General features: G+C 66.9%; 17 protein-coding genes. 5 read left to right on the top strand and 12 right to left on the bottom strand.

Annotated elements, in window-relative coordinates:
• Positions 1 to 119 precede the first annotated feature (119 nt).
• A complete protein-coding gene (locus tag KR541_RS29555) occupies positions 120 to 1,238 on the top strand; it encodes an acyltransferase family protein (RefSeq protein WP_050011260.1) in 1,119 nt (372 codons plus the stop codon).
• 365 nt (positions 1,239 to 1,603) lie between these two features.
• On the opposite strand, the gene galU is transcribed toward KR541_RS29555, so the two are convergent.
• Positions 1,604 to 2,491: a UTP--glucose-1-phosphate uridylyltransferase GalU gene (gene galU, locus KR541_RS29560; RefSeq protein WP_027782643.1), complete on the bottom strand. Its 888-nt coding sequence runs from the start codon at positions 2,489 to 2,491 to the stop codon at positions 1,604 to 1,606.
• 230 nt (positions 2,492 to 2,721) lie between these two features.
• Entirely contained in the window at positions 2,722 to 2,865 is a 144-nt protein-coding gene (locus tag KR541_RS29565) for a hypothetical protein (protein ID WP_006479318.1), read from the bottom strand.
• A gap of 216 nt (positions 2,866 to 3,081) precedes the next feature.
• On the opposite strand from KR541_RS29565, the gene KR541_RS29570 reads away from it, so the two are divergent.
• On the top strand, positions 3,082 to 4,257 hold the full coding sequence (locus KR541_RS29570; RefSeq protein ID WP_124554022.1) for an acyltransferase family protein: 1,176 nt from the start codon (positions 3,082 to 3,084) through the stop codon (positions 4,255 to 4,257).
• 428 nt (positions 4,258 to 4,685) lie between these two features.
• On the opposite strand, the gene KR541_RS29575 is transcribed toward KR541_RS29570, so the two are convergent.
• Genes KR541_RS29575 through KR541_RS29585 form a run of 3 tightly spaced genes read right to left on the bottom strand, consistent with a single transcriptional unit; the run spans position 4,686 to position 10,820 of the window.
• Positions 4,686 to 7,145: a glycosyltransferase family 4 protein gene (locus tag KR541_RS29575; RefSeq protein ID WP_216089982.1), complete on the bottom strand. Its 2,460-nt coding sequence runs from the start codon at positions 7,143 to 7,145 to the stop codon at positions 4,686 to 4,688.
• Positions 7,142 to 8,608: a flippase gene (locus KR541_RS29580; RefSeq protein WP_050011262.1), complete on the bottom strand. Its 1,467-nt coding sequence runs from the start codon at positions 8,606 to 8,608 to the stop codon at positions 7,142 to 7,144. Before KR541_RS29580 ends, KR541_RS29575 begins: the two co-directional genes overlap by 4 nt.
• A gap of 19 nt (positions 8,609 to 8,627) precedes the next feature.
• On the bottom strand, positions 8,628 to 10,820 hold the full coding sequence (locus KR541_RS29585) for an NHL repeat-containing protein (RefSeq protein ID WP_425542639.1): 2,193 nt from the start codon (positions 10,818 to 10,820) through the stop codon (positions 8,628 to 8,630).
• A 469-nt stretch (positions 10,821 to 11,289) separates the two neighbouring features.
• On the opposite strand from KR541_RS29585, the gene KR541_RS29590 reads away from it, so the two are divergent.
• From KR541_RS29590 to KR541_RS29600, 3 genes are read left to right on the top strand one after another with little or no spacing between them, the layout of a single operon-like run.
• Entirely contained in the window at positions 11,290 to 12,354 is a 1,065-nt protein-coding gene (locus tag KR541_RS29590) for an acyltransferase family protein (protein WP_050011264.1), read from the top strand.
• 35 nt (positions 12,355 to 12,389) lie between these two features.
• Positions 12,390 to 13,436, top strand: a complete 1,047-nt coding sequence (gene gmd / locus KR541_RS29595) for a GDP-mannose 4,6-dehydratase (RefSeq protein ID WP_050011265.1) — start codon at positions 12,390 to 12,392, stop codon at positions 13,434 to 13,436.
• On the top strand, positions 13,423 to 14,388 hold the full coding sequence (locus KR541_RS29600; protein WP_089489170.1) for an NAD-dependent epimerase/dehydratase family protein: 966 nt from the start codon (positions 13,423 to 13,425) through the stop codon (positions 14,386 to 14,388). The genes gmd and KR541_RS29600 overlap by 14 nt, the downstream gene beginning before the upstream one ends.
• Positions 14,389 to 14,497: 109 nt before the next feature.
• Here the strand turns inward: KR541_RS29600 and KR541_RS29605 are convergent, their stop codons facing one another.
• The 7 genes from KR541_RS29605 to trpA form a co-directional block, all read right to left on the bottom strand.
• A complete protein-coding gene (locus tag KR541_RS29605; protein WP_050011267.1) occupies positions 14,498 to 15,688 on the bottom strand; it encodes an O-succinylhomoserine sulfhydrylase in 1,191 nt (396 codons plus the stop codon).
• Between the two features lie 259 nt (positions 15,689 to 15,947).
• Positions 15,948 to 17,480, bottom strand: a complete 1,533-nt coding sequence (purF, locus tag KR541_RS29610) for an amidophosphoribosyltransferase (RefSeq protein WP_050011268.1) — start codon at positions 17,478 to 17,480, stop codon at positions 15,948 to 15,950.
• A 51-nt stretch (positions 17,481 to 17,531) separates the two neighbouring features.
• Positions 17,532 to 18,026, bottom strand: a complete 495-nt coding sequence (locus KR541_RS29615) for a CvpA family protein (RefSeq protein ID WP_027782633.1) — start codon at positions 18,024 to 18,026, stop codon at positions 17,532 to 17,534.
• A gap of 7 nt (positions 18,027 to 18,033) precedes the next feature.
• Positions 18,034 to 18,837: an SPOR domain-containing protein gene (locus tag KR541_RS29620; RefSeq protein ID WP_216089983.1), complete on the bottom strand. Its 804-nt coding sequence runs from the start codon at positions 18,835 to 18,837 to the stop codon at positions 18,034 to 18,036.
• A 29-nt stretch (positions 18,838 to 18,866) separates the two neighbouring features.
• Positions 18,867 to 20,177 (bottom strand): bifunctional tetrahydrofolate synthase/dihydrofolate synthase, encoded by a 1,311-nt coding sequence (gene folC / locus KR541_RS29625; protein ID WP_089489167.1) that lies wholly within the window; start codon positions 20,175 to 20,177, stop codon positions 18,867 to 18,869.
• 100 nt (positions 20,178 to 20,277) lie between these two features.
• The gene (gene accD, locus KR541_RS29630) at positions 20,278 to 21,150 is read right to left on the bottom strand and encodes an acetyl-CoA carboxylase, carboxyltransferase subunit beta (RefSeq protein WP_009691548.1); all 873 of its coding nucleotides are present in this window, start codon (positions 21,148 to 21,150) and stop codon (positions 20,278 to 20,280) included.
• A gap of 64 nt (positions 21,151 to 21,214) precedes the next feature.
• Positions 21,215 to 22,030 (bottom strand): tryptophan synthase subunit alpha, encoded by an 816-nt coding sequence (gene trpA / locus KR541_RS29635; protein WP_050011271.1) that lies wholly within the window; start codon positions 22,028 to 22,030, stop codon positions 21,215 to 21,217.
• Between the last annotated feature and the right edge of the window lie 60 nt (positions 22,031 to 22,090).

Raw genomic sequence — 22,090 nt, forward strand, 5'->3', positions numbered from 1 at the left:
CGCGACCGACTTCATCGACGCCCGAGCGTGAAAAAACACCTTCACGTATGGGCCCGAACGCGAATTACGTTCGATATTTGCGCACCTATACTGGGCGTGCTCAATGCCCGGATGCCTCCATGCGCGAAGTCAGATACGTCAAAGGACTCGACGGCCTGCGAGCCCTCGCCGTCATCCTCGTTTTCCTGTCCCACAAGGGCCATGTCCTTGCCGTCGACGTCGGCAAGCTTGGCGTGTGGACGTTTTTCCTCATCAGCGGATTCCTGATCGTCGGCGAGCTGCATCGCAACCGCCAGGCGGTCGAGCGCGGCGCCATGACGCGTCGCCACGCGCTCGCGCTGTTCCTCGCGAAGCGCGCGCTGCGGATCTTTCCCGTCTACTACCTGCTGCTCGCCGCGCTCGCGATCGCGCACGCGCTGTTCTACCAGCGCGGCGTCAACCTCGGGCTCGCATGGCACGCCGTGTTCCTGTCGAATTACTGGATCGGCGTCGTCAAGGACGGCTGGCCGGGCTCCACGTCGCACTTCTGGAGCCTCGCCGTTGAACAGCAGTTCTATCTGATCGCCCCGCTCGCGCTGCTCGCGGTGCCCGCCGCGCGACACGTCGCGCTCGGCATCGCGGCCGTCGCGCTGTGCGCGCTCGCGCATCTCGCGCTCTACCTGTCCGACGCGTCGCCGGTGCTGATCTACGCGTTTTCCCCGTGGAATTTCGCGTTGATCGCGCTCGGCGGCGTCGGCGCGATGGCGCTCGCCGATCGCGGCGCGGCCGCCGCGCGCCGCGTGCCGCCCGGCTGGCTCGGCGCGGCCGGCGTCGTCTTCTTCCTCGTACTGCCCGCCTGCACGGCATTGCCCGATGCGGTCGCGGGGCTCGCGGATCTCGGCCTGTCGGTGTCGCTCGGCGCGCTGATGCTGTGGATCGTCAGCGCGCCCGAGCATCCCGTCGTCGCGCTGCTCGACTGGGCGCCGCTCGCGTATCTCGGCACGATCAGCTACGGCTTCTACCTGTTCCACAACCTGATTCCGGCGCGCTTCGGCGCGCTGCCCGCGTCGTTCGCGCACGTGCCGATGCCGGAAATCGTCCGCGACGCGCTGCCGGAAATGCTGCAATTCGCGCTCGCCGTGCTGCTTGCGCACCTGTCCTGGCGTTATCTCGAAAAACGGCTGCTCGACTTCAAGAAGCCGATCGCCGCGATGCTGGCCCGACACTTCGCCGCGCAACCGAGCACGTCGCCGCGCTGAGCGGTGGGCGGCGGCAACGGATCGGAATGCGTCGATACCGGTGACGCCCGGCGGCCGGCGGCCAGCTGCTTGGCAGCCGATGCCGCGTCATCGCGCGACACCCCAGCGCGCGTCGTGCAACCCGCGCAACCCATCCACCGATCCGGTCACGCGACGAATGCGTCGGCACCGGTTTCACGCGCGACGTCCCACCTCATCGGCCTACTCCTCGCGTCGCGGGCCACCAACCTCCGCCCGTCCGAGGTGCGGCATCCAGACGTCACGCACCACGCTCGTGCGCCCGCCAAAAACAAAAAAGCCCCGGCGCGCGAGCGGCCGGGGCCAACGGAACAACCACCACCTGAAACGACGGAGCGCGCGGCCGCTTAAGCGACGGCAGCCAGCGCGGGCAAGCAGGTACGCAGGTACGCCTCGAATTCGCGGCTCACTTCCGGATGCTGGAGCGCGAGCTCGACGGTTGCCTTCAGATAACCGATCTTGCTGCCGCAGTCGAAACGCGTGCCGTAGTAGCGATACGCGAGCACCTGTTCGTTCGCGAGCAGCGACTGGACGGCGTCGGTGAGCTGCAGTTCGCCGCCCGCGCCCGGCTTGAGCTTGCGCAGATGATCGAAGATCGTCGGCATGAACACGTAGCGGCCGACCACGCCGAGGTTCGACGGCGCATCCTCGGGCGCCGGCTTCTCGATGATGCCCGACAGCTTGATGATGTCCTCTTCCCACTCCCGACCTTCGACGACGCCATACGAGCGGCTGTCTTCGCGCGGGATCGTCTCCACGCCGATCACCGAGCTGTGATAGTGGTCGAACACGTCGACGAGCTGCTTGAGCACCGGCTGTTCGCCGTGCAGCAGGTCGTCGGCGAGGATCACCGCGAACGGCTCGCCGTGCACGAGCTTCTCCGCGCACAGCACCGCATGGCCGAGGCCGAGCGCTTCCGGCTGGCGCACGTAGAAGCAGTTGACGTGACTCGGCTTGATGCCGCGCACGAGCTCCAGCAGCTTTTCCTTGCCGCGCGCCTCGAGCTCGGCCTCGATCTCGTACGACTTGTCGAAATGATCCTCGATCGCGCGCTTGCTGCGCCCGGTGACGAAGATCATCTCGGTGATACCGGCGTTGATCGCTTCCTCGACCGCGTACTGGATCAGCGGCTTGTCGACGACGGGCAACATTTCCTTCGGGCTCGCCTTCGTTGCCGGGAGGAACCGCGTGCCGAGACCGGCAACGGGAAACACGGCCCTGGTGACTTTCAACATGTTCGCATCCTGATAGCGTTGACTGCGCCGCGTCGACCTGCGACCCGGCGCGATTGTGTTCCGAACGGCATATCGAGAATCGACGGTACTGCCAATTCCGCTCCGCTCATTTTCGATATGAACTGATTGCCCGATTATTCCGGAAAAAATATAATCGCTTCAACCCGGTCGATATTGCCGAACCGATTGCCGGAGCAGAAACAAATTACCGATTTTCCGGATACAAATTCTTACGATTCGAATTCCTCGATATAGGGCACGCCGCCCCGCTCGAGGCCCGGGCGGATCGGTTCGTTCTTCAGCGCCTCGCGGTACGCCGACAGCACGGCCATGACCAGCAGTACTGCAGCGCTTGCGATCCAATGCATGTCCATCTTGCCGCTCCTTGCATCAATCAACTGGAGCTTCAAACTATCAGAAAAAAATCGGCAAATAATTCGTGCCCGTCGCGGAACCGCTTTCAGGCAGCGATAAACCCATGATGCGGAATACCGATATTTCCGGACGAGATTTTTTTATTCATTGACCGAATTCTTGCGCATTACGATTGGATGAACTTCCCGTCCATCCGTCGCAAGGAATCGAATCGCATGCAAGCTTTCAGCGGATCGTCTCTGGCCGCGCCGCCCGTCGCCGACCACAAGGAACACGTGATCGACGCGATGCGCGGCTTCGCGGCGCTGCTCGTCGCCTATTTCCACTGCCGCCAGGTCGTCTGGGTCGGCATGCAGAGCTTCCATCAGGCTTACGGTCATGCACTCAGCCCGGGCGCGATCGCCGGCTACCTGACCTTCCCGTTCGCGTGGGGCTCGGCCGGCGTCCCGATCTTCTTCGTGATCAGCGGCTACTGCATCCACCGCAACGCGGCGCTCAAGCTCGCGGCCAATCCCGCGTACCGGCTCGACGCGCCGAACTTCTGGGTGCGCCGCTTCGCGCGCATCTACCCGGTGCTGCTCGCCGCGCTGCTGTTCACGCTCGCGCTCGATGCGGTCAGCCTGCAGATCGAGCCCGTCAGCCACAAGATCCGCGACGTCGGCCTCGTCGCGTTCCTCGTGAACCTGTTCTCGCTGCAAGGCGTCGCCGGCTACACGTACGGGTCGAACGGCGCGCTGTGGACGCTGTCGCTCGAAGTGCAGTTCTACGCGATCTACCCGCTGCTGTTCGCGCTGCGCCGGCGCATCGGCATGCCGGCCGTCGTCGCCGCGGTGGCGCTCGTCAACGTCGCGTCGGCGTGGCTGCTCGAACGGCACGACCTGCAGTTCTTCACGTCGTACTGGCTGTCCTGGACGATCGGCGCATGGATCGCCGACGTGCGCGCGCAGCAGTCGCGCGGCACGGCCGTCGTGCCGTCGCGCGCGTGGTACGTCGCGGCCGCCGTGCTGCTGGCCGCCGGCTGCGGCGCATTCCATTTCGGCCAGTACGGCGCGTTCCAGCTGTGGTCGGCCGGCTTCGCATGCTTCCTGTACCGCGCGCTCGCCCGGCCGCCGCGCACGACGCCGCCGCTGCGCGTACTGAGCTGGTTCGGCGACTTCAGCTACTCGCTGTACCTGATCCACCTGCCGCTGTTCGTCTGCCTCGGCTCGGTGCTGTTCCACTCCGAATTGCAGCTGTCGATCTGGCCGTCGTTCGCGTTCATGGCCGTCGCGATTCCGGTCGCGTACCTGTTCTACCGGATGTTCGAACGCCCGGCGATGACGTGGTCGGCCAGTTTCAAGCCGACCCGCACCGCCCGCGTCGTCGCGTCGACGCCCGAACAGGCCGCCTGACGCGAGCCGGCCGGCTCGATCGGCCGTCCGGTCCGGAGCCCTCGCGCGGCGTGTCGCTGCGCGAGGGCTTTTTCATGGCCGGCACGCGGTTGCAGGCCGGGTCGACAAGGAATGAGTGGCCTGCCGCCCTTCGACCGCGCTACGGCCCCCGCGGGCCCCTTGTGCGCGGTTGCCGAAGCACGAGCGCGACGGTGTCGACTGCTCGCTTCACGTTCCCGACGGCCCAATCCTGTTCCAGACGACGCTCGGCTACGCTCGCGCCCGACTCGGACCCGGGGCGCAAACCAGCTCACCCGTCGCAGCCACACGCCCCGCCCGCTGAAAAACGAAGCCCCCGCACAGCGCAACGCCGCATGGGGGCCCGTTTTCCGCCATTTTCCGCCATTTTCCGCCATTTTCCGCCCTTTCCCGCCGGCTCGCGCCGGCTGCTACTTCTTCGCGCTCGCCGCCTTGGCAGCCTTCGCCGTATCCGCGAGGATCTTCTCGACCCGCTCCACGTAGGTTTCGGTCCCGAACCGGCGCACCGCGGTCGCCCGCCCGCTCGCGACGAGCCGCTCGCGCAGCGCGCGGTCGCACTTGAGCGTCGCCAGCGCATCGGCCAGCGCGGCCGCGTTGCCCGGCTCGCAGAGCAGCCCGTTGTCGCCGTCCTCGATGATCTCGACGACACCGCCCGCGCGCGCCGCGACGACCGGCCGGCGCGCGAGCATCCCCTCGACGATCACGCGCCCGAACGGCTCCGGCGTGATCGACGTGTGCGCGACGACGTCGACGGCCGTCATGCACGCGGCCACGTCGCGCTGGAACCCGAGGAAATGCACGCGCTCGTCCATCGCATGCTGCGCGACGTATTCGTGCAGTTGCGCCGCATAGTCGTCCTCGCCGAACAGCGGCGCGCCGACCAGCACGACGTGCATGTCCGGATGCCGCGCGGCGGCCTCCAGCAGCACGTGCTGCCCCTTCCAGCGCGCGAGACGGCTGAACGAGCCGACCAGCCACGCGTCGGCGGGCAACCCGAGGCGCGCGCGCAGCGCGGCCTGGCTCACGCCTTCCAGCGCGTCGAACGGTTCGGCCGAAATCCCGTTGAACACGACGTCGACGTGCTGCGGCGTGAAGCCGGTCAGCGCGCGGAACGCCTGCGCGGATGCATCGGAGTTCGCGATCACGCGCGTGATGCCGAACCGCGCGCAGTACTTGATCGCCTGCAACTGCTTGCCGCCGAAATGGTCGGTGCTGACGATGTCGCGCAAATGCCAGACCACCGGCTTGCGCGCGAGCCGCCCGGCGAGCGCGGCGACCACCATCGCGCGCTGCGTGTTCGCGTAGATCACCTCGGCGCGGCGCGCGCGGCGGGCGACGTCGCGCACCAGCCGCACGAGCTGCTTCACCGCGCCGAACGACACGCCGCCCTGCTTGCGCACGCCCGCGAGCGCGCCCTGCTCGACCACGTCGACGCGCGCGCCGATCTCGTCGAGCGCCGCGCGGAACGGGCCGTCGTCGAACAGCAGCACGTCGGCGTTCGCGCGCATGTGCTTCATGATCTCGAGCAGCGACAGCTCGGCGCCGCCGAGCACGCCGCTCTGGTCGAGCACGAGCGTCGCCGGGCCGCGGGCGACCGGCAGCGGAGCCGCCGTGCCGCGCTGCGCGGTCGAGCCGGGCAGCGCTTGCTCCACGTAGTCGAGGAAGCGCCGCCGGAACGTGTCGGCGGAAAACCGCTCCGCGTTCGCGCGGCACGCGTCAGGCGTGAAGCGCTGCGGCGCGCGCTCGAAATCGTCGACGGCCGCGACGATCGCGTGCGGCGTCTGTTCGTCGAAGAAAAGGCCGGTCGGGTTCAGGTTCGACTGCGGGTCGAGCACGGTCTCGAGCGCGCCGCCCTTGCCGTACGCGATGACCGGCGTGCCGCACGCCTGCGCCTCGACGACCGAGATCCCGAAATCCTCCTCGGCCGCGAACACGAACGCCTTCGCGCGCCGCATCCGGTCGTGCAGCACCGCGAACGGCTGATAGCCCATGATCTCGACGTTTGGGCCCGCCTTCGCGCGGATCTTCTGCATCTCGGGGCCGTCGCCGATCACGACGAGCTTGCGCTCGGGCGTCTTCGAGAAGGCTTCGACGATCAGGTCGATCTTCTTGTACGGCACCATCCGCGACGCGGTCAGGTAGAAATCCTCCTTCACCGCGTTCAGCGAGAACGCGTCGACGTCGACCGGCGGAAAGATCACCGCCGCGTCGCGGTGGTAGACCTTCTTGATGCGCCGCGCGATGAACGCGGAGTTCGCGACGAAGCCGTCCACCGCGTTCGCGGTGCGCGTATCCCAGTTGCGGATGTAATGGAGAATCATCCGCGCGAGCAGCGATTTCGGCCCGTGCGTGAGGTTCGACTGTTCCAGATACTGGTGCTGCAGGTCCCACGCATAGCGGATCGGCGAATGCACGTAGCTGATGTGCACCTGGTCCGGCCCGGTCAGCACGCCCTTCGCGACCGCGTGGCTGCTCGAGATCACGAGGTCGTACTCGGACACGTCGAGCTGTTCGATCGCGAGCGGCATCAGCGGCAGGTAGCTGCGGTACTTGGTGCGGGCGAACGGCAGCTTCTGGATGAACGACGTCGTCACCGGCTTGCCGCGCACGAACGCGCGATCGTCGAGGAAATCGACGAGGCTGAACAGGTCCGCGTCGGGAAAGCACGCGACGATCTGTTCGAGCACGCGCTCGGCGCCCGCATAGGTGACGAGCCAGTCGTGGACGATCGCCACGCGCAGCGCACGCGTCGGCTGCCGCGCGCCGGCCCGTTCGGCCGGGTGCGGCGCGGCGGCGTCGCCGGCATGGACCACGGCGGCATCGGCCGTGGCGAGATTCAGGACGGCGTGTTCCGCCAGATCGCGATTCATGCAGTTCTCCTCGCATTGAGACGGACAAACAGGTCGCGCACGAGTGCACGCAGCCCCGGCGTCATCGTGAGCGACCACGCGACGTTCAGCACCAGCACGACCGCGCACATGCCGATCGACTGGACCAGCCCCGGCCATGCCTGCGCGAGAAACAGGCTCGCCAGCAGGAAGGCGAGATGGGCAAGCATGTCGAGTACGATCGCGCGCATCCGGATCGCCGACAGGTACAACAGCACGCCGTAGTCGACGAGCGCGCGCGCCGCGACGACCACCGCCGCGCCGATCAGCCCGAAGTGATGAATGCCGAACCACAGGCCGCCGACGAAGAACGGCATCTCGACGAGCCCGGCGAATGCCGCGCGGGCCGGATTGACCTGCGACTGGATCAGGATGCGCGTGACGCTCGCCTGGCCGACGAGCCACACGCTGATCACCAGCACGCGGCCGACCGGCGCCGAATGCGCGGCGAGATCGGCGCCGACCCACAGCGTGAGGAACGGCGCGAGCGCGAAGATCGCGACGATGCCGACCGGCGTGAACACGCCGTTCAGGAATTCGAGCGACTGGCGCGCGAGCGTATCCGCATGATCGCGGCCGACCGCCGACAGGCGCGGGAACAGCGTGCGCACCAGCGCGTTCGGCAGCATGTTCAGCCGCGTGACGAGGTTCTGCGGCACCGTGTAGTAGGTGACGAACTTCGCGCCCATGCCGGCGCCGAGCATCACGCGGTCGAGCGTGTCGGCGATCATGCTCGTCGTGCTCGCGATCAGCATCCAGCCGCCGAAGTTGAACAGCCCCTTCGCGGTGCCCCACTGCGGCGGATCGATGCGGCGAATCCCGAGCACCTTGATGCTGGCCTGACCGAGCATCACCGCCGCGATCAGCCGCGCGACGACCGCCGCGGCGAGCACCGTCTGCAGGTTCGGCGCGATCCACCACGCGGCGCCGAGCGGCAGCAACTGGAACAGGAACGTGCCGATCGTCTGGTTCGTGTTGAACACGCCGAACCGTTCGGCGCCGTTGATCGCGCCGGCGAACACCCACGACACGTTCGCGAGCGGAATCGCGAGCGCGAGCCACGGCAGCGCCAGATACACCTCGTGCTGCATCGCGGCCGACACCTTCGTGAAATACGCGGTGTAGACGAACGCGCCGAAATAGATCAGCAGGCCGCCGACGATACCGGTGCCGAGATTCAGCCAGAACGCGCTCCAGAACACGCGCGCGCTTTCGTCGGCGTTGCCGCTCGCGAGCGCCTTCGAGATGTGGTTCTGCGCGGCCATGCTCATCCCGAGATCGAGTATCCCGAAATAGCCGATCAGCGTCCACACGAGGCTGACGACGCCGTAGCGTTCGACGCCGAGCGCGTGGATGTACGCGGGCACCGTCACCAGCGACACGAAGGTCGGCAGGATCAGCCCGATGAAGTTGATCGAAACGTTCTTGAGTATGCCTTTGTCCATGCTTTAGCCCAGGGGCCTGTTACGGTTTCCAGCGGTACATGAGCACCTTGCCGCGCGCGTCTTCCTCGACGAACACCAGGTACTCGCCGTTCTCGCGCCGGAACGCGCTGATGCCGAACGGCACGTCGACCCAGCCCGACGCCTTGCCGACCTCGGCGCCCGGGCTCATCACGCCGACTTCCTTGCCGGTTTCCTTGTCGTACACGTGGATCTTGCCGACCGGCTCCACGGTGAACAGGTAGCGGCCCTCGACCGTGATCCCGATCAGGTCGAGGATCGGCTTCGCGTCGAGCTGCCACGGCAGCGCGACCTGATAGCGCACCACCGGCGAGCCGCTCGACCATTTGTCGAAACGCACCAGCACGCGGCCGACTTCCTTGTTGATGCCGGGCTGCGGCGGCGCGTCGGCCGTGTAGCCCGTCACGTACAGCGTGTCCGTCTGCGGTTCGTAGATCGCGCGGCGCAGCTGCGTGAACGGCTGCGGCATCGGGTAGGTCGCGACCTTGTCGTACGAATAGATCGGGTTGCCGGCCTTGTCGACGCCGCCATAGCCGAAGCGATGAATCCCTCGCACGTCGCTCGTGCGCCAGATGTCGCCCTTCGTGTCGACCCACCAGCCCCAGCCGCCCGCCTTTGCCTTGCCCGTCGTGTTGATCTCGGACTCGTCGGCATCGATCCGGCCGTTGCCGTTCGCGTCGCGCCATAGCCAGTCGCCGCCCGGCGGCTTGTTCGGCACCTTGTCGACCGGCCGCGCGCGCCCCGCGATCAGGCCCGACGGAATCGCGACCTCGCCGTCGCGCTTCGCGTCGAAGCGGTAGATCTTCAGGTGATCGGCGTACATGTCGGTCAGGTACAGGAACGTGCGGCCGTCGACGCGCCGCGCGATCGGCATGCCCGGATACTGGTCGGTGTGGAACACCGGGTCGTCCGGATACTTGAAGCGGTTCGACAGGAAGCCGACGTATTTCCAGTCCTGGCCCGGCGGCTTCGACAGGTCGAGCTCGAAGCGCTTGTTGCCCGTGTACACGCTGTTCGGCCGCGCGGGGTCCAGCCACGCGCCGTCGACGAACAGCAGCCCCTGCACCTGCCAGCGCAGCTTGCCGTCCGGCGTGTAGCTTTCCAGCACCGCGCCGAGCCCCGCGCCGATCGTGTCGTGGCGCGGCCCGATCCCGTTCATCGACACATAGATGTTGCCCGCGCGGTCGACGCCGACGCCCGTCAGCCCGTTGAAGCGCTGCGGCCCGGGCCGGCCCGGCACCGGGCCCGCGAAGATGCCGCCGCGCTCGCCGAGCGTGCCCGACGGCGCATAGCCCTTGCCGCCTTTCGAGAAGATCAGGATCTGCTGGCGCGGCCCGTTGTCCGCGACGAGCACGCGCCCTTTCGCGTCGACCGCCACGTCCACCGCGTCGGTGCCTTCCGGCAGCGCCGGCGCGTCGTCGAGCTTGCGGCCGTCGGCCCGCACGTGCACGAGATGCGCGGGGCCGCCGAGCGTATCGGTCAGCAGCCACAGCGTGCCGTCGCCCGCCAACGCGATGCGGCCCGGCTCGTGCGCGCTCCACGTGCCCTTCTGCTGCATCGTTTCCGCGTCGTAGACATCCACCACGTCGCGCGACGGATTGGTCGCGAACAGCGTCTTGTCGTCAGCCGCGAGGCCGCCCACTTCCGCCTTCGCCTCACCGACTTCCGAGCGCGCGGGCGCCGACACCTCGTTCATCATCATGAAGCTCGCGGCCATCCGCGCGCGGCCGGTATCGGCGCGCCCGCCCGGCGCGACCTGCGGCGCCGCGCGAAACGGCGCGGGCTGCTTCATGTCGCCGATCGTGCGCCGCGAGATGCCGAACCATTGCTTGCCCTTGTCCGGCCAGATGCCGGGCGACTGCAGATGGCCGCGCTCGTTGCCGACGCCGATCGCGACATACGCGTACTTGCTGTTCACCGCGATCGCGCTGCCGCCGAGGTTGCCCCAGCCGTGCGTGCCGCCCGCGAAGCCGAGCATCTTCCCGTCCTGGTAGACGCTCGCCTCGGCGCCGCTCTCGTCCCACGGCGCATTCGTATACACCTTGCCCTCCGGCGTCACCGCGATCGCGCGAATATCGATCTGCGTCCACGTGCCGTCGCCATAGCCGAACGTGTTGCCGATCCACGACGTCGTCGCGGGCAACACCGTTTCGGCCGGCACGGCGCTCGTCAGCAGTGCCGCGCATACCGTCATGCCAACCAGAATCAGACGTCGCAATGCGCTTCTCCAGACTCGATGCAACAGCGACCGGCGCCGCCTCGGATCGCCCGCGGCGGCGCGCTGTCGCTAAATGGGTTTCAAACGTCGCGATGCAGGTTACAAGCAAAAATAATCACAAGAAATTTGGAAATATTTGGGGATGTTTCTGCCTGAAATATCGAACCGGAACAGCGAGTAAATGACCACGGAAAACGGCAATAACGACCGCTCTTTCCGCGTCACCACGTAGAAAATTCCGCTCCGCGCCGCCCGGCGCGCCCGTCCGCGAGCCAACCTTTCATCGCGCGATCGTAATCATCGGCATTGGCCTGGTTGTCGTCAGATAAATGGCGCGCGTTTTTTTACCGATTTCTTTTCCCTAGAATCGATTGCGATTCCATATTCCATTTAAAGGCATGCAATACGTACACGCATCGGATGCGGGTCGTGAAGGAGCCGCGCGATGACGGCCCTGTCGCGCCCCGCCGACCTCGCCCCGCCGCAACACGGCCGCATCGTGCAGCTCGACGGGCTGCGCGCGATCGCGGTGGGCGCCGTCTTCCTGCAACACGCGCTGAAGGCGCCGCTGTGGATGGGCGTCGACCTGTTCTTCGTGCTGAGCGGCCTGCTGATCACCGGCATCCTGCTCGATCGCAAGGCGCGCGGGCAGTCGTACTTCAGCCACTTCTACGCGCGCCGCGTACGCCGCATCCTGCCGCCGTACGTGCTGCTGCTGGTGGTGTCGACGCTGCTGTTCGGCGCGAGCTGGCTGCCGCACTGGCCGTGGTTCGCGTTCTTCTCGACCAATATCGGGCTGTCGCTCGGCAGCATCGGCCATGACAGCCTGAACGTGCTGTGGTCGCTCGCGGTCGAGGAGCAGTTCTACATCTTCTGGCCGTTCGTCGTGCTGTGGTGCTCGGAGCGCGCGCTGCTGTGGGTCGCCGCCGCGCTGATCGTCGCGGCGCCGGTGCTGCGCGCGATCGCGACGCCGTGGTTCGATTCGTTCTGGCCGATCTACTACCTGACGCCGTTCCGGATGGACCTGCTCGCGGCAGGCGCGTTGCTCGCGATCGTGCTGCGCCGCGACCGGCGCGCGCTGGAGCCGTTCTATCCGCTCGCGATCGTCGGCGCGCTCGTGTCGCTCGCGATCCTCGGCTGGCTGCACCTGTCGTTCCCGCGCTTTCGCGCCGCGAACACGCCGCTGTCGAACGCGGCGCTCTACAGCATCTCGCTGCTGCTGTGCACGTCGATCGTCGTGATCGCACTGCGCGGCCGCGGCCTCGTGCAGCGCGTGCTGACGAACCCGATGCTCGTCTACGTCGGCACCGTCAGCTACACCGTCTACCTGATCCACCTGAGCGTGCTGTACGCGCTGTGGCCGCTGCACCTGAACCGCTTCGTCACGGCCGCGCTCGCGCTGGCGATCACGCTCGCGTACGCGACCCTGAGCTGGTACGGCTTCGAACGGCGCCTGACGCGCGGGCCTGCGCGCCGCGCGGTGCCGGCCGCCGCCGGCACGACCGCCTGACTTTCATCATCCATTGCTTCTACCAGGACAACGCCATGAGCCAAACGCGTAAAAAGGCCATCATCACCGGGATTTCGGGGCAAGACGGTGCGTACCTGACCAAACTGCTGCTCGACAAGGGCTACGAGGTCACCGGCACCTACCGCCGCACCAGCTCGGTGAATTTCTGGCGCATCGCCGAGCTGGGTGTCGACACGCACCCGAACCTGACGCTCGTCGAACACGATCTGACCGACGCGGGCTCCAGCCTGCGCCTGCTCGAACGCACGCAGCCGGACGAGCTGTACAACCTGGCCGCGCAAAGCTTCGTCGGCGTGTCGTTCGACCAGCCGGCGACGACCGCCGAAGTGACCGGCATCGGCCCGCTGAACCTGCTCGAGGCGATTCGCGTCGTGAGCCCGAAGACGCGCTTCTACCAGGCGTCGACGTCAGAGATGTTCGGCAAGGTGCAGGCGATCCCGCAAACGGAAACCACCGCGTTCTATCCGCGCAGCCCGTACGGCGTCGCGAAGCTGTACGCGCACTGGATGACCGTGAACTACCGCGAATCGTATGGCCTGTTCGGCAGCAGCGGCATCCTGTTCAACCACGAATCGCCGCTGCGCGGCCGCGAATTCGTTACGCGCAAGATCACCGACACGATCGCGAAGATCAAGCTGGGCAAGGCGACCAAGCTCGAGCTCGGCAATCTCGACGCGAAGCGCGACTGGGGCTTCGCACTCGAATACGTCGAAGGCATGTGGCGGATGCTGCAGGCCGACGAACCCGACACCTACGTGCTGGCGACCAACCGCACCGAAACCGTGCGCGACTTCGTGCGGATGGCGTTCGCGGCGGCCGGCTACCAGCTCGAATGGACCGGCAAGGGCGAGCAGGAACGCGGCCTCGACGCATCGACCGGCAACGTGCTCGTCGAAGTGAACCCGAAGTTCTACCGCCCTGCCGAAGTCGACCTGCTGATCGGCTGCGCGGACAAGGCGAAAAGCAAACTGGGCTGGGCGCCCAAGACGACGCTCGAACAACTATGTCAGATGATGGTCGAAGCGGATTTGACGCGGAACCAACACCATGACACGTTCTGAAACCGGGCGTCCGTCGCGCCGTGCGTTCGTCACGGGCCTGACGGGCTTCACCGGTCGCTACATGGCCGAACGCCTGCAGGCGGCCGGCTATGACGTCTGGGGCACGGTCGCGCCCGGTACGCCGCGCCCCGCCGATCCGGCGTTCGCACAGTGCACGCTGCTGCCCGTCGACCTGCTCGACGCGGATGCGATGCGCGCGGCCGCGGCCGACGCGCGACCCGACGCGGTCGTGCATCTCGCCGCGCGTGCCCATGTCGCCGACGACGAGCCGTCGCCGACCTACGCGGTCAACATCGTCGGCACGCGCAACCTGCTGGCGGCGCTCGCCGGCCTCGACCGCCGTCCGTCGGCCGTGCTGCTGGCCAGCAGCGCGAACATCTACGGCAACTCGACGCCCGGCGTGCTCGACGAAACCGTCGCGCCTGCCCCGGCGAACGACTACGCGATCAGCAAGCTCGCGATGGAATATGCGGCGAAGCTCTGGGCCGACCGGCTGCCGATCGTGATCGCGCGGCCGTTCAACTACACGGGTGTCGGCCAGAGCGATGCGTATCTGCTGCCGAAGCTCGTCGCGCACTATGCGAGCAACGCGCCGCGGATCTCGCTCGGCAACCTCGACGTGAGCCGCGATTTCTCCGACGTGCGCGACGTGACGGCCGCCTATCTGAAGCTGGTAGAAGCCGCGCCGGCCGGCGAGACGTTCAACGTGTGCTCGGAACGCGCGTATTCGCTGAAGGAAGTGCTGGCGATGCTGTCGCGGATCGCCGGCTACGTGATCGACGTGACGATCGATCCGCGCTTCGTGCGGCACAACGAAGTGAAAAGCCTGAGCGGGTCGCGCGACAAGCTGCGGCGCGCGGTGGGCGAATTGCCGGTCACGCCGCTCGACGAAACGCTGCGCTGGATGGTGGACGCGATGCGTGCCGCACCGTCCGCGCACGCCGCCGGCTGAACGGCGGCACGACACGCGCGCGACGGCATGCGCCGCAACGACAACGGGCCGCTCTCTCGAGCGGCCCGTTTCATTGATGCCGAGCACAAACGGGCTGTATCGCTCAGCCTCAGCCGTCGAGGCCGCGCGCCAGATCGTTGCGAACGTCGCCCGCATGCTCGAGGCCGACCGCCAGGCGGATCAGCCCTTCGGTGATCCCCGCTGCCGCACGCGCTTCCGGCGTGATGCGGCCGTGCGTCGTGGTGGCCGGATGCGTGATCGTCGTGCGCGTGTCGCCGAGGTTGCCGGTGATCGACACCAGCTTCGTGCCGTCGATCACGCGCCATGCGTTCGCGCGCTGCTGCTCGGGCGTGTCGCCCTTCAGTTCGAACGACACGATCGCGCCGCCCGCCTTCTGCTGACGCTTCGCGAGCTCATGCTGCGGATGCGATTCGAGGCCCGGATAGAACACGCGCGCGACCGCCGGATGCGAATCGAGCCAGCGCGCGATCTCCAGCGCGTTCGCCGATTGCTTCTCGACGCGCAGCGACAGCGTCTCCATCCCTTTCAGCAGCACCCACGCGTTGAACGCCGACAGCGTCGGGCCCGCGCTGCGCACGAACGGGAACACCTTGCCCATGATGAATTCCTTCGAGCCGACCAGCGCGCCGCCAAGCACGCGGCCTTGCCCGTCGAGGAATTTCGTCGCCGAGTGCATCACGACGTCCGCGCCGAGCTTCAGCGGCTGCTGCAGCACCGGGCTGCAGAAACAGTTGTCGACGACGAACAGCGCGTTCGCGGCCTTCGCGATCTTGCCGATCGCCTCGATGTCCGCGAGTTCGGTCAGCGGGTTCGACGGCGTCTCGAGGAAGAACATCTTCGTTTCCGGCCGCACGGCTTCGTGCCATGCGTTCAGGTCGGTCGGGTCGACGAAGGTCGTCGTGATCCCGAACTTGCTGAAGATCTGCGAGAACATCCCGAGCGTCGAGCCGAACAGGCTGCGCGAGCTGACGAGATGGTCGCCCGCCTGCAGCGCGGCCATCACGACCGACATGATCGCGGCCATCCCCGACGCCGTCGCGATGCAGGCCTCGCCGCCCTCGAGCGCCGCGAGACGCTCCTGGAACATGGTGACGGTCGGGTTCGTGAAGCGCGAATAGGTGAAGTAGTCTTCCGAATTCGCGAAGCGCTCGGCCGCGTCGGCCGCGCTGGAGAAGCAGAAGCTCGACGTGAGGAACAGCGCTTCCGAATGCTCGTTGAAGTCGCTGCGCAGCGTGCCCGCGCGCACCGCAAGCGTGTCGAAGTTGAGGGAGTCGTCCATGTTCCGTTTTCCGTATTCGATGGCCGCGCCGACGGTCGTGCACGAGGCGCGGACCCGGTCAAAGCCGAGGCCAAAAACAAAAAGCCCGCTATGCGTCGGCATCAGCGGGCTTCGGTGCGGTACGACAGCGATCGACTCGGGCCGGCTGCCGCCGGCCTTCGCTTTAGCTGTTTTGGGAAGTTGCCCCGCGTCCGCAAGCTGATATCAAATCGACGCAAGGCCACATCCTATCACGCCTCGACAAAAGCGTGCGCCGGCGTTACTCGACCGACAGTTGCAGGTTCATCTGCGAACGCTCGGTGTCGCCGGCCGTGTCGCGATCGGCCTGCGACGCCGGCGTGAGGCGCGCGCGCTCGATCGCATCGAGGTACTCGGGCGTCACGGCGCCGGTGATGTAGTTGCCGTCGAAGCACGACGCCTCGAAGTTCTCGAGCTTCGGGTTGATGTCGCGCACCGCGCGGCGCAGATCGTCGACGTCCTGATAGATCAAATGATCGGCGCCGATGATCTTCGCGACTTCCTCGTCGGTGCGGCCGTGCGCGACGAGCTCGCCGCGCGTCGGCATGTCGATGCCGTACACGTTCGGGAACTTCACGGGCGGCGCCGCCGACGCGAAGATCACCGACTTCGCGCCCGCATCGCGCGCCATCTGCACGATTTCGTGCGAGGTCGTGCCGCGCACGATCGAATCGTCGACGATCAGCACATGCTTGTCCTTGAACTCGATGCTCATCGCGTTGAGCTTCTGGCGCACCGACTTCTTGCGCACGGCCTGCCCCGGCATGATGAAGGTGCGGCCGACGTAGCGGTTCTTGAAGAAGCCCTCGCGATACTCGACGCCGAGCTTCGCGGCGACCTGCATCGCCGCCGGGCGCGACGAATCGGGAATCGGCATCACGACGTCGATCGGCACGTTCGGCAGTTCGCGCTTGATCTTCTCGGCGAGATAGTCGCCCATGCGCAGGCGCACGTTGTAGACCGGCACGCCGTCGAGACACGAATCCGGACGGGCCAGATACACGTATTCGAACATGCACGGATTCAGCGTCGGGTTCTCCGCGCACTGCTGGCTGTGGAAGTTGCCGGCCTTGTCGATGAAAACCGCTTCGCCCGGCTCCAGGTCACGCACGAATTCGAAACCGATGCCTTCGACCGCTACCGACTCCGACGCGACCATCCATTCGGTGCCGTGTTCGGTTTCGAGCTTGCCGATGCAAAGCGGCCGGATGCCGAACGGGTCGCGGAACGCGAGCAGGCCGTAGCCGGCGATCAGCGACACGATCGCGTACGAGCCCTCGAGGCGGCGATGCACGCCCGAGACCGCCTTGAACACCGACGCCGGATCGAGCTCGAGGCCCGTGGTCGACAGTTGCAGCTCGTGCGCGAACACGTTGAGCAGCACTTCGCTGTCGGAATTGGTGTTGATGTGCCGGCGGTCGATCCGGAACATCTCGTCCTTCAGTTGCATCCAGTTCGTCAGGTTGCCGTTGTGCGCGAGGATGATCCCGAACGGCGCGTTCACGTAGAACGGCTGCGCCTCGGCCTCGCTCGATGCCGAGCCGGCCGTCGGATAGCGCACCTGGCCGATGCCGTAGGTGCCGGGCAGGCTGCGCATGTTGCGCGTGCGGAACACGTCGCGCACCATGCCGTTCGCCTTGTACATGTGGAAATTGCTGCCGTCCGCCGTCGCGATGCCCGCCGCGTCCTGACCGCGATGCTGCAGCAGCAGCAGGCTGTCATAGATCAGCTGATTGACCGGGGATTGGGAGATAACACCTACGATGCCGCACATGGCATGTCCTTCAAGATGACAAAATCGGTTCCGTCCTGCCCGGCCGCGTCGTCACACGCGTACGTACTGGGCCATGCCGTCGGGCAGGAGCTGCTTCAGCTCGTGCACGCCCTGTTCGGCAAAAGGACGCAAGAGCGCATTGCGCCAGAAATCCTGTTTGGGCAGTTCGGTCAGCCCGGCCGCCGCGACCAGCAGCACCACCAGCACACAGCCGCGGACGAGCCCGAACATCATGCCCAGCGAGCGGTCGACACCGCCCAGGCCACTCGCCTGCGCGATCCGAGACAGCAGCGCGTTCGCCACGCCGGCGACCAGCACGACGCCGATCACGAGCAACGCGAAGGCGATCACCCACTGCGTCAGCGCGCCGCCCGGCCAGTTCGCCGGAATGTATGGCACGACCAGCCCGACGTAGCGGCCCGCGATCACGATCGCCGCGATCCAGCCGATCAGCCCAAAAATCTCGGACACAAAGCCGCGCCACGCACCGCGCAGCGCCGACAACACGATCACCGCCAATACAGCGTAGTCGAAAGCCGTCAGCATCGTGGCCTTACTGCGTCAGACCGGCTTCGCGCACCTTCGCGATCGCGGCGGAGGCCGCCGCGCGATCCGCGAACGGGCCGGCACGCAACAGTGTAGCCGTGCTGCCGTCTGCCTGCTTGCGATGCTCGACATATGCGGGCACCCCCGCCGATTTCAACTTGGTCGCCCACGAACGGGCCGTCGCGTCGTCCTTGAACGACCCGAGCTGCACCGCGAAGCGCGCACCGGCCGGCGACGCCGGCGACGATGCGTCGCCGCTGTCCGGGCTCGCGGCGCCGTCGTTCGCGACGGTTGCGGGCGCAGGCTTCGGCGCGGCCGGCTTCGGCGGCGTCACGCTCGCGGTGGCGGTCGGTTCGGGTTTCGCGACCGGCTTGGCCGCATCCTTCGGCGCGGGCGCCGGTGCGGCCGCAACGGCCGTGTCGGAGGCCGGCGGTTCGTCGTGCGCGACACCTGCCTGCACGTCGGACACGTCGTCGTCGCGCGGCACGACTGCCTGGTGCGCGGGCCGGTTCGGGATGTCGATCGCGATGTCGTCGGTCACCGGCTTCGGGTGCGAATCGAGCACCATCGGCAGCACGATCACCGCAGCCACGACGAGCGCGATCGCGCCGACGAGACGCCGGCGCGCGCGTTGCTTTTCTGGAAGGGTCGGATCAAGGAGCAGTGCATCCGATTCCGGACGCTCGGTGCGGCGCGAGCGTCGCTCGACGCGTTCAGTGCGCTCCGTGCGCACGTTCCGGGAGGCCCCGGTGCGACCGCCGCGCCGCGGGGGCGCGTCGTCGTCTTTCTTGCCGAACGAGAAAATTCCCATGAATGGCTGAGTCCGAAACTGCCCGTCAGTCAGTGTTGCTGCGATTTACGGTAGGCCAGCACGCCGGCAACCGTATGGAAACTGCCGAAAACCACGATTCTATCATTCTCGGATGCTCTTTTTAGTGCATCGCGAAACGCTTCCGCGGGCGACGCATAGCGCGTCACGCTCGAATCGGGCCCCTCCTCCACGCCAGCCTTGCGCAGCGCCGCTTCGAGTTGCTCCGCGGAAGCCGCGCGCGGCAGCGGCAGGTCGGTCACGCACCAGTGGTCGATCTCGCCCTTCAGGTGCCGCAGCACGCCGTCGATGTCCTTGTCGTGCATCGCGCCGAACACCGCGTACGTGTACGGGAAGAAGCCCATGTTGCCGAGGTTCTGCTCGAGCACGGCCGCCGCATGCGGGTTGTGCGCGACGTCGAGCACGATCGCCGGCTTGCCGGGCAGCACCTGGAAGCGCCCCGGCAGCTCGACGTTCGCCAGCCCGAGCCGGATGTCCTGCGCGGACACCGGCAGCACCGGGCGCAGCGCCTCGAGCGCCGCGAGCGCGGCCGACGCATTGATCAGCTGATTCGCGCCGCGCAGCGCCGGATACGCGAGCGCCGGATAGCGCTTGTCGCGGCCGAGGTAGCTCCATTGCTGACGCTCGGCGCCTGCCTGCGCCTCGTAGCGGAAATCGCGGCCGACGAGCCACAGATCGGCGCCGATCGCTTCGGCGTGATCGATCAGCGTCTGCGGCGCGGCCGGATCGCCGCAGATCGCCGGCTTGCCCGCGCGGAAGATCCCGGCCTTCTCGAACGCGATCTTCTCGCGCGTGTCGCCGAGGTATTCGGTGTGGTCGATGTCGATGCTCGTGACGATCGCGCAATCGGTATCGATGATGTTCACCGCGTCGAGCCGGCCGCCGAGGCCGACTTCGAGGATCACCGCGTCGAGCCCGCGCGACGCGAACAGATGCAGGATCGCGAGCGTCGTGAATTCGAAATACGTGAGCGAGACCGGCTCGGCCAGCGACGTGCGCGCGGCTTCGACGGCCTCGAAGTGCGGCAGCAGTTCGTCGTCGGTCACGTTCTGCCCGTTCACGCGCGCGCGCTCGTTGAATTCGAGCAGGTGCGGCGACGTGTGGCAGCCGACCTTGTAGCCCGCGCGCACGAGGATCGTCTCGAGGAACGCGCAGGTCGAGCCCTTGCCGTTCGTGCCGCCGACGGTGATCACCGGGCACGCGAATTCGAGCTGCAGCGCCGCCTTGACCTGCCCGATACGGGTCAGGCCCATGTCGATGCCGACCGGGTGCGCGCGTTCGAGATGCGAAAGCCACGCGTCAAGAGTGGGAAAAGTGCTCATCGGATCAAATCTGGATCGGTACCGCCACTACGCCAAAAAACGAAGCGCGCCGCCTGACGCTGAGGCCAGGCGACGCGCAGAGTTCACCACGTTGCGCCGGTCAGGCCAGCGCGTCGGCCGGCTGTCGCTGCAGCAGCGCGAGCAACTGCGCGATCTCGTCGCGCATCTTGCGACGGTCGACGATCATGTCGATCGCGCCCGTCTTCAGCAGGAATTCGGCACGCTGGAAGCCTTCCGGCAGCTTCTCGCGGACCGTCTGCTCGATCACGCGCGGGCCGGCGAAGCCGATCAGCGCCTTCGGCTCGGCGATCACGACGTCGCCGAGGAACGCGAAGCTCGCCGACACGCCACCCATCGTCGGGTCGGTCAGCACCGAGATGAACGGCAGCTTCGCTTCGGCCAGCTTGGTCAGCATCGCGGTGGTCTTGGCCATCTGCATCAGCGACAGCAGGCTTTCCTGCATCCGTGCGCCGCCCGACGCCGTGAAGCAGATGAACGGCACGTGCTGCTCCAGCGCGTTCTGCGCGCCGCGCGCGAAGCGCTCGCCGACGACCGAACCCATCGAGCCGCCCATGAACGAGAACTCGAAGCACGCCGCGACGACGGGCAGCGTGTGGATCGCGCCGCCCATCACGACCATCGCGTCGGTTTCGCCGGTTTCGTCCATCGCTTCCTTCAGACGATCGGGGTACTTGCGGCTGTCCTTGAACTTCAGCGAGTCGACCGGCACGATTTCCTGGCCGATTTCATAGCGGCCTTCCGGATCGAGCAGCCCGTCGAGGCGCTCGCGCGCGCCGATGCGCATGTGGTGATCGCACTTCGGGCACACGTGAAGGTTCGCGTCCACGTCGTTGCGATAGAGAACGGCCTCGCAGGACGGGCACTTGACCCACAGGCCTTCCGGAATGCCCTTGCGGCTTTTCGGGTCGGTCTGCTTGATCTTCGGCGGCAACAGTTTGTCGAGCCAGCTCATCGTATGGTTTCCTGTTCCGTGGCGGGGCGGGCCGACCGGCCCGTTCCCGCTTCCTGTGTTGTGTTTATCGCGCCGTATTGCCGGCGCCGTCCAGCGCGGCGCGCAACTCGGCGATGAACGACTTCAGCGCGGCGGCGGCACCTTCCGGCGCGGCGCTCTCGAGCAGCTGCACGAGGCGGCTGCCGATCACGACGGCGTCCGACACTTCGGCCACCGCGCGCGCCGTTTCGGCGTCGCGGATACCGAAGCCGACGCCCACCGGAACCGGCACGCGCGACTTGATGGCCGGGATTTTACCCGCAATGCTCGAAACATCCAGATTTCCGGCGCCGGTCACGCCCTTCAGCGACACGTAATACACGTAGCCGCTCGCGATCTTGCCGACGTCGGCGATGCGTTCATCGGTCGACGTGGGCGCGAGCAGGAAGATCGGATCGATCTGCGCGGCCCGCATTTTTTCCGCGAACACGCCCGCCTCTTCCGGCGGATAGTCGACCACCAGCACGCCGTCGACGCCGGCCGCGTGCGCTTCGGCCGCGAACGCGTCGACGCCCATCCGTTCGATCGGGTTCGCATAGCCCATCAGCACGACGGGGGTTTTGGCGTCGGTTTCGCGGAAACGCTTCACGTCGGCGAGCACGCTCTTCAACGTGACGCCGCGCGCGAGCGCGCGTTCCGACGAGCGCTGGATCACGGGGCCGTCGGCCATCGGGTCCGAGAACGGCACGCCGAGCTCGATCACGTCCGCGCCGCCTGCGGCGAGCGCATGCATGAATTCGACGGTTTTCGCGGGATCGGGGTCGCCGGCCGTGATGAACGGGATCAGGCCCTTACGGCCTTGTTCGGCGAGCGCGGCGAAGGTCTGCTGAATACGATTCATGGCAATTTTTCCTATGTCGATCCGGAGTTAGCGCTTTAGCGCTTACTCCGGTCCCATGCA

It is taken from the genome of Burkholderia sola, from assembly GCF_905400185.1.
GTDB lineage: Bacteria > Pseudomonadota > Gammaproteobacteria > Burkholderiales > Burkholderiaceae > Burkholderia > Burkholderia sola.

What these genes read in the sequence shown, in the direction of transcription:
- KR541_RS29585 (WP_425542639.1), bottom strand. Translation starts at nt 10,820, where the DNA reads ATGACGGTATGCGCGGCACTGCTGACGAGCGCCGTGCCGGCCGAAACG.
- KR541_RS29600 (WP_089489170.1), top strand. Translation starts at nt 13,423, where the DNA reads ATGACACGTTCTGAAACCGGGCGTCCGTCGCGCCGTGCGTTCGTCACG.
- accD (WP_009691548.1), bottom strand. Translation starts at nt 21,150, where the DNA reads ATGAGCTGGCTCGACAAACTGTTGCCGCCGAAGATCAAGCAGACCGAC.
- trpA (WP_050011271.1), bottom strand. Translation starts at nt 22,030, where the DNA reads ATGAATCGTATTCAGCAGACCTTCGCCGCGCTCGCCGAACAAGGCCGT.
- KR541_RS29555 (WP_050011260.1), top strand. Translation starts at nt 120, where the DNA reads ATGCGCGAAGTCAGATACGTCAAAGGACTCGACGGCCTGCGAGCCCTC.
- KR541_RS29570 (WP_124554022.1), top strand. Translation starts at nt 3,082, where the DNA reads ATGCAAGCTTTCAGCGGATCGTCTCTGGCCGCGCCGCCCGTCGCCGAC.
- gmd (WP_050011265.1), top strand. Translation starts at nt 12,390, where the DNA reads ATGAGCCAAACGCGTAAAAAGGCCATCATCACCGGGATTTCGGGGCAA.
- KR541_RS29605 (WP_050011267.1), bottom strand. Translation starts at nt 15,688, where the DNA reads ATGGACGACTCCCTCAACTTCGACACGCTTGCGGTGCGCGCGGGCACG.
- KR541_RS29590 (WP_050011264.1), top strand. Translation starts at nt 11,290, where the DNA reads ATGACGGCCCTGTCGCGCCCCGCCGACCTCGCCCCGCCGCAACACGGC.
- KR541_RS29620 (WP_216089983.1), bottom strand. Translation starts at nt 18,837, where the DNA reads ATGGGAATTTTCTCGTTCGGCAAGAAAGACGACGACGCGCCCCCGCGG.
- galU (WP_027782643.1), bottom strand. Translation starts at nt 2,491, where the DNA reads ATGTTGAAAGTCACCAGGGCCGTGTTTCCCGTTGCCGGTCTCGGCACG.
- KR541_RS29580 (WP_050011262.1), bottom strand. Translation starts at nt 8,608, where the DNA reads ATGGACAAAGGCATACTCAAGAACGTTTCGATCAACTTCATCGGGCTG.
- purF (WP_050011268.1), bottom strand. Translation starts at nt 17,480, where the DNA reads ATGTGCGGCATCGTAGGTGTTATCTCCCAATCCCCGGTCAATCAGCTG.
- KR541_RS29565 (WP_006479318.1), bottom strand. Translation starts at nt 2,865, where the DNA reads ATGGACATGCATTGGATCGCAAGCGCTGCAGTACTGCTGGTCATGGCC.
- KR541_RS29575 (WP_216089982.1), bottom strand. Translation starts at nt 7,145, where the DNA reads ATGAATCGCGATCTGGCGGAACACGCCGTCCTGAATCTCGCCACGGCC.
- KR541_RS29615 (WP_027782633.1), bottom strand. Translation starts at nt 18,026, where the DNA reads ATGCTGACGGCTTTCGACTACGCTGTATTGGCGGTGATCGTGTTGTCG.
- folC (WP_089489167.1), bottom strand. Translation starts at nt 20,177, where the DNA reads ATGAGCACTTTTCCCACTCTTGACGCGTGGCTTTCGCATCTCGAACGC.